This window comes from Desulfobacterales bacterium (assembly GCA_030066985.1).
Classification (GTDB): domain Bacteria; phylum Desulfobacterota; class Desulfobacteria; order Desulfobacterales; family JAHEIW01; genus JAHEIW01.
Map to the genome: position 1 here is coordinate 1 of JASJAN010000079.1, position 7,244 is coordinate 7,244.

At 48.1% G+C, this 7,244-nt stretch carries 8 protein-coding genes; 3 read left to right on the forward strand and 5 right to left on the reverse strand.

The annotated features are described in order from the left end of the window. The coding region (locus QNJ26_22605; protein ID MDJ0988345.1) for an inorganic phosphate transporter at positions 1-183 on the forward strand (183 nt) is incomplete at its 5' end. An 11-nt stretch (positions 184-194) separates the two neighbouring features. Continuing rightward, the gene (locus QNJ26_22610) at positions 195-863 is read left to right on the forward strand and encodes a TIGR00153 family protein (GenBank protein MDJ0988346.1); all 669 of its coding nucleotides are present in this window, start codon (positions 195-197) and stop codon (positions 861-863) included. A gap of 8 nt (positions 864-871) precedes the next feature. On the opposite strand, the gene pstB is transcribed toward QNJ26_22610, so the two are convergent. The 4 genes from pstB to pstC form a co-directional block, all read right to left on the reverse strand. Beyond that, positions 872-1,726, reverse strand: a complete 855-nt coding sequence (gene pstB / locus QNJ26_22615; GenBank protein MDJ0988347.1) for a phosphate ABC transporter ATP-binding protein PstB — start codon at positions 1,724-1,726, stop codon at positions 872-874. Between the two features lie 194 nt (positions 1,727-1,920). After that, positions 1,921-2,976, reverse strand: coding sequence for a PstS family phosphate ABC transporter substrate-binding protein (locus QNJ26_22620; GenBank protein ID MDJ0988348.1), 1,056 nt, complete (start codon positions 2,974-2,976; stop codon positions 1,921-1,923). A 172-nt stretch (positions 2,977-3,148) separates the two neighbouring features. Further along, a complete protein-coding gene (gene pstA / locus QNJ26_22625; GenBank protein ID MDJ0988349.1) occupies positions 3,149-4,450 on the reverse strand; it encodes a phosphate ABC transporter permease PstA in 1,302 nt (433 codons plus the stop codon). Then, the gene (gene pstC / locus QNJ26_22630) at positions 4,443-5,831 is read right to left on the reverse strand and encodes a phosphate ABC transporter permease subunit PstC (protein ID MDJ0988350.1); all 1,389 of its coding nucleotides are present in this window, start codon (positions 5,829-5,831) and stop codon (positions 4,443-4,445) included. The genes pstA and pstC overlap by 8 nt, the downstream gene beginning before the upstream one ends. 310 nt (positions 5,832-6,141) lie before the next feature. On the opposite strand from pstC, the gene phoU reads away from it, so the two are divergent. Further along, the gene (gene phoU / locus QNJ26_22635; GenBank protein MDJ0988351.1) at positions 6,142-6,819 is read left to right on the forward strand and encodes a phosphate signaling complex protein PhoU; all 678 of its coding nucleotides are present in this window, start codon (positions 6,142-6,144) and stop codon (positions 6,817-6,819) included. A gap of 156 nt (positions 6,820-6,975) precedes the next feature. On the opposite strand, the gene QNJ26_22640 is transcribed toward phoU, so the two are convergent. Continuing rightward, positions 6,976-7,244: hypothetical protein (locus tag QNJ26_22640; GenBank protein ID MDJ0988352.1), on the reverse strand; the 269-nt coding region annotated here is incomplete at its 5' end.

Consider the following 7,244-nt stretch of genomic DNA (forward strand, 5'->3'; position numbering starts at 1 on the left):
GGGTTGCCGGTGTCAACCACCCATGCGGCCGTGGGCGGTGTCATGGGGGTTGGCCTGGCGCGCGGTATTGAAGCTGTTAATTTTAGAATTATTTTTGAGATTATCCTGTATTGGGTTCTGACCGTGCCAGCTGCAGCCATTACCAGCATTGTTATTTTTAAAATTCTTCAGCTCTTTATCTAAAGGAGAAAGTTATGCGCATACCTTTTATTTCAATGTTTGTCACTTCACCCTTCGATGGCCTGCAGGAGCATGCCGAAAAGGTAAAAGAGTGCGCCTGGGTCTTTCAAAGAGCCATTGAATGCATCATCGAAGACCGATGCGAAGATTTCGAGCATTTCAGAAAAGATATCAGTAAGCTCGAGAGCGAAGCAGATGCCATCAAGCGCCGCATCCGGGGACATCTTCCCAAAGGTACACTGCTGCCGGTGGACAAATTTGAGGTGTTCCGCTATCTGGGCGAACAGGACAAAGTGCTGGATGTGGTTGAGGAAGGCCTTGACTGGCTGTCTTTCAGGGCAGCTGCCGGCATTCCGGAGGTGCTCGAAAAGGACTTTATGCTTTTGGTGGCAGCGGTTATGGACCCGATTGAAGAGTTGAGCAAAATGGTCGCCGAAGCCCGCAAATACTTTTCAAATTTCGCAGAGGATCAACGAGTTGTGGTTAAAGACATCATTCGCGCCTTACGCCAGTATGAGCATGAAGCCGATAAGCTGGAAGATGCCGTCAAAGAAAAAATCTTTAATGCCATTGAGGACCCGGTGGCCGTATTTCATTTAATCCGTTTAACCGAGATTATCGGTTCCATCGCCGACCACGCCGAAAATGCCGGCGATATGATGCGCGCCATGGTCGCCAAATAGAGCCTAAATTAACCAAAGCGACCGGTGATGTAATCTTCTGTGAGCTGATGGTTCGGATTGGTAAAAATTTGTGCGGTCGGTCCCACCTCAATTAGATCTCCCAGATGAAAATAAGCTGTGCGTTGCGACACCCGCGATGCCTGCTGCATGGAATGAGTCACGATCACAATCGTATACTGTTCGCGCAGCTCGTCGATTAAATCTTCGATAACAGCGGTGGCAATCGGATCCAGAGCGGAGCACGGTTCATCCATCAAAATAACTTCCGGGTTAACCGCAATTGTTCGAGCAATGCAAAGGCGTTGCTGCTGCCCACCGGAAAGGCCCGTACCGGGCTGGTCGAGCCAGTCCTTAACTTCATCCCAGAGGCCGGCTTTGATCAAAGACGTTTCAACGATCTGATCCAGCTCGGCCTTATTGGACGAAAGGCCATGGATCTTTGGCCCGTAAGCGATATTTTCATAAATGGATTTTGGAAAAGGATTGGGTTTTTGAAAGACCATACCCACCTGAGCCCGTAATGGAACAACATCAATGTTTTTATCGTAAATATTTACCCCATCCAGGGTAATCGTACCGGTAATGCGACAGCCCTCGATGGTATCATTCATCCGGTTCAGGCAGCGGATAAAAGTTGATTTGCCGCAGCCGGAAGGCCCGATCATGGCAATGACCTCGTTGCGGCCGACATCCAGGGATACGTTTTTTATGGCCTGTTTTTCGCCGTACCAGACATTTACCTCGCGGCAGGTCATACGCGCATTGGCAACCGCTATTTCGCCGACAGTATCGCGCTTTTCGCGGCTGACAAGAACCCTGCCCTCCGTTGGCTTGCCTATTATCTCTAAATCACCTTCTGGCATCGTTCCTATAAAACCGGCCTCTTCCATGGAATTTAACGAAATCATGATGCTGATTGCTCTTGCGTTAAAGGATTTATATTACAGAATTGCAGCAGAGTGTAAAGGGTTTTACAATCAAAATAAACCCATGCCGCCAGCTAAAGGCAAAAAGGCAGAGCGGAAAACATTTTCCGGCCTACCTCCAGCAAACCAAATCACTTCAATGATGTTAATGCCGTCAAAGATTGGGCATTTCCGCTGTATTTAGCGCGTTCTGCGTTCGGCATGGGGATCAAGCCCTTATCGCTTAAATACCCTTCTGCGCCCCAGGCTTTGTCACTGGTAAATTCAGCCAGGTATTCCTTGATCCCCGGTATCACCCCCACGTGGGATTTTTTAACATAGAAAAACAACGGACGGGAAACCGGATACTGGCCATCAGCAATGGCTTCGAATTCGGGTTGAACGCCGTCGACATAAGAGCCCTGGATTTTATCCATATTTTGATCAAGAAAGCTAAAACCGAAAATACCGAGGGCATTCGGATTGGCCTCCAGTTTTTGAACGATCAGGTTGTCGTTCTCACCGGCTTCAACATAAGCACCATCTTCCCGAACGGTGTGACAAATGGCCTTGTAGGCTTTTTTGTCTTTCTTTTTCATGGCCTTTATCCAGTCAAATGTTTTGGCGCCGCCTTCCATGGCCAGCTCAACAAAAGCATCCCGTGTTCCGGAAGTCGGTGGCGGTCCCAGAACCTCGATGGCCTTGTCCGGTAGAGCCGGATTGACATCCTTCCAGGTTTTGTAAGGATTAGGAATCAGTTTTTCACCATCGGCCGGATCGGGAACGTCCTTTGCTAGAGCCAAGAAGATATCCTTGCGGGACAGTTTCATCGGGGCCGCTTTTTTCGAATTGGCCATCACAATGCCGTCATACCCGATTTTCACCTCAATGATTTCCTTGACGCCGTTTTGCGCACAGCGGTCAAATTCAGACTGTTTTATGCGGCGGGATGAATTGGTAATGTCCGGATGCTCCACACCGACACCGGCACAAAAAAGCTTCAGGCCGCCACCGGAACCGGTTGATTCGATCTTCGGTGTTTTAAAACTGGTGGACTTGCCAAACTGCTCGGCCACAACCGTTGCAAACGGATAAACGGTGGATGAGCCTACGATGCTGACGTAATCCCTTCCGGAACCGGCCTGAACCGGCCCCAGAATTGCTGCCATCAAAAAAACGATGGCCGTTAGCGTAACGAACTTTCTCATAATCTTTCCTCCTTGAGTCAAAAGTAACATTAAAAATTCAGGTGTTTCAGAAATTATGTTGAAACATACGCATTTCAGATTAGCAGAATATTAGGGATCCGTTTATATTGTATTAAATGGTATGCTGCTTCTTAACGAACGGCCAGCGACGAGTTGCCAGTAGCCAAGTTAATTACCAGCGTCTTTCATAGCGTTTTCTGAGGATCACCGCCGCGGCATTCATGGCGATCAAAAATGCCAGTAACACTATAATCGCAGCCGACGTTCGCTCGACAAAGGCCCGTTCGGGGCTGTCGGCCCACAGATATATTTGAACCGGCAAAGCTGTAGCCGGATCCGTAAATCCGGTTGGAATGTCGACAATAAAAGCCACCATACCAATCATCAGTAAAGGGGCGGTTTCACCTAACGCCCGCGCCATTCCAATGATGGTTCCGGTCAGCATGCCGGGCAACGCCAGCGGCAGCACGTGATGGGCCACCATTTGCATTTTGGAGGCCCCCACGCCCAGGGCGGCTTCACGAATCGACGGCGGCACCGCTGTCAAAGCCGACCGGCTGGCGATAATAATGACCGGCAAAGTCATTAACGTTAAGACCAGCCCGCCGACAACCGGGGCCGAACGCGGCAGACCAAAAAAATTTAAAAACACCGCCAACCCCAGCAGGCCAAAAACAATCGATGGCACCGCGGCCAGGTTGTTGATATTGACCTCGATCAGATCGGTCCAGCGATTTTTGGGGGCAAATTCCTCAAGGTACACTGCGGCGGCGACACCGATCGGAAAAGAAAGCAGCAGGGTGACGATCAGCGTGAAAAATGATCCGGCCGCAGCTCCCCAGATACCGGCCAGTTCCGGCTCGCGCGAATCTCCAGAGCTGAAAAAAGTAGTGTTAAACTGCTTTTGAATCTTACCGTCAGCAATTAACTGATCGATCCAGGCCAGCTGCTTGTCCTTTAAACGGCGCTCACCTTCGGCGACCTGTCGATCAACATGACCTTTCATCAGCATGTCAACGTCATCATCGGCCGGTACCCAAACAGGCAAGGTTTGTCCGATCACATCAGGTTGCGTGAGAACCAAATCTCTCAGCTGAAATGAGGCTCCACTACTGACAATCCGATACAGCAGGCGCTTGTCTTTTCTGCCCGTTACGTCAGGAAACATGCCCCGCAAGGATTTTTTAATCAGCCCCTGATAATCGGCAGTAGCCAGCGACTGCTGGTCTAAGATTTCAGGATCGAGAAACACATCCAGCTTCACGAACGTCTGCAAGAACGCTGAATAACCCTTTCCAAAAATGCTGATGAACAACAAAGAAAGAAAGATCATACTGACAACAATAGCCACTATTCCATAGAATCGGAATCGGCGCTCAGCGCGGTAGCGTCTACTCAGCCCCCGGTGGACAATGTCAAGCGTGCGCTCCTCTTTCCTGTCAGGGCTAATGCCGTTTTGATGAGAGTTATTCATATTGTTCTCGATATTTACGAACGACTTTTAAGGCAATGATGTTTAACAGCAAGGTTACCACAAACAACAGCAACCCCAGCGCAAACGCGGCCAGCGTCTTGGGGCTGTCAAATTCCTGGTCACCGACCAATAAAGTCACAATTTGAACCGTAACCGTGGTGACGGCTTCCAGTGGGTTTAAAGTTAAGTTGGCCGCCAATCCTGCCGCCATCACAACGATCATGGTTTCACCGATCGCTCTGGAAACCGCTAGAAGAACACCGCCTACAATCCCCGGCAGAGCAGCCGGCAGTATAATCTTTTTGATGGTCTCTGATTTCGTGGCCCCCAGACTGTAGGCGCCGTCCCTCAAAGCCTGAGGCACTGCGTTGATAAAATCGTCAGACAGTGAGGAAACAAAAGGAATGATCATGATCCCCATAACAGCGCCGGCTGCAAGAGCACTTTCTGAAGAAACCCCCAAACCTAAAAGATCTCCTGTGTCCCGGATAAACGGTGCCACCGTTAAGGCCGCAAAAAACCCATAAACCACAGTTGGAATACCGGCTAAAATTTCAATTAACGGCTTGGCCACAGCACGAAATGTTTTGTTTGCATATTCGGAGAGGTAAATTGCAGACATCAGGCCGGTCGGCACCGCTACACACATCGCAATGGCAGAAATCAGCAAGGTCCCGATAAAAACCGGTATCGCCCCAAAGGCCCCCGATGAACCCACCTGATCCTCCCGGATGGCCATCTGGGGGCTCCACTCCAGGCCAAACAGAAACTCCGAAATCGGGACTGCATTAAAAAACCGGATGGACTCAAATAGTACCGACAACACGATACCAATAGTTGTAAATATGGCGATCGTCGAGCAGCCAATCAGCATATATTGAATTATTTGCTCAACTCTATTGCGCGCCCGCAGTAGAGGCGTTATTTTGGCCCGCACGACCACCAGTCCCAAAATGGCCACCGAAATTGCAGCAACAACCAGGGCAGCATGGCTGGTTGCCTGCAGGTTGCGATATTGATCAGCAGCGGCCTGTATTTCAGCTTCAACCGCACCGGCAACAATATTACCATCAACCAGATTTTTGATTTTATTGACCAGCAGGTTAAGCTCGGCGGTCGGAAGTTTTTGCATGGCTTCCGGTAAATCGGATACTACCAGATGGGTGATGAAGGTGGACTCGAATACCAGCCAGAATCCGAATAGAAGCAGAGCCGGAATTCCGCACCAGAGTGCGGTAAGAGATCCATAATAGATGGGTCGCGAGTGCAGGTTGTTATTGCCGGCTGAATCATGACCAACGACCAGTGCACGCCTTCGGCCAATATAATAGCCAAGGGTTGATAAGGCCAATAAAATCGTAATTAATATTGTCGGTGACATTTCTTTACAAACCGTAACCCGGTTAAAACTTTTCTATAGAAATACACATAATCGGTTTTGACCGCAGCGGCGATAATTAAGAATTTTTTGTTAGGGTTGAGCAAAGTTATAGTTAGTTTTTTGTTAGGCTAATAAAATTTTAATATTTGTAGGGTTTAACTGTGGGCGATAGGTGAGAAATTAATGATTTAAGTGCAGCAAACTGGAAGGTCTAAAAAGAGCTGAGAGCTTAAATTTTTCTTGCCTGACCAAAAAAAAGAGATTACTTTTTTAACAAATAAAAAAATGAACGCATCTTGGGAACAGGAAAATGGAAAAGCGCATTCGAAAGCAATTCACCAAAGAACTGGAAAATGTTAAGAAGAGCATTCTGGCCCTGGGGGCCCTTGTGGAAGAACGCGTCCAGATGGCCCTCAAGGCCATTGATACCAATGATTCGGATCTGGCGGACAAAATCATTAAAACCGATTATGAAATCGATGAAATGGAAGTAGAAATTGAGGAAGAATGCCTCAAAGTGCTGGCCCTGCATCAGCCGGTGGCCATTGATTTGCGATTTATAGTTGCCGTCATTAAGATCAATGCCGAACTGGAGCGCATCGGCGACCAGGCTGTTAATATTGCCGAGCGTGTCGGCGTTACCGCCAAAAGCGAGCAGTTGGATTTTTACTTTGACTACGCCACTATGGGAGAAAAAGCGCAGGCCATGCTGAAAATGAGCCTGGATGCGCTGATTAACCTGGATTATGATCTGGCCTTTAAGGTTGTAAAGCTGGATGATGAGGTTGATAGAATCAAAAGTGAGGCCTACGACAAAATTAAAAAAGAGATTGGCGAAAATCCCGACAAAATCGGGTACCTGATCAATCTATTTCTAATATCCCGCCATCTGGAGCGCCTGGCGGACCATACCACCAATATTGCCGAACAGGTCGTTTACCTGATTGAAGGTGACATCATCCGCCACGCACCCTACCCCCAGGACTAAATCTAACGCCAATTTCATATTCAAAAATAAAGTCAAAGAGGGGGTCAAATCTTGAATTGTTAATTGCTGGGTTATCCATTCTAAAGCATTTATGAATAGTTTTTAGCAATTACACAGAATGTTAATACACAATTTGCGTATTGGCTCCATTGCAAGTCATCTAACCGATTTCATAATACGGTTAATCCAATACGGCATAAACCCGTCCGTAAAGCGATAGCTGCCCTGAATGGATTTATAAAGGATTCCTTTTTTCAAAAGCGAATCAAGGGAGGCCTTGATCGATGACGAGGGACCGATGCCGTGTGTTAATTGAAATTCTTTTGAAAACGGCTTAGCGGTCTGATCCTGGCTTAAAGCAATCATAAGAATCTTCTGGGATTGAGTGGCCGAGCGCCACAGCATTTCATAATGGGGTGAATCTT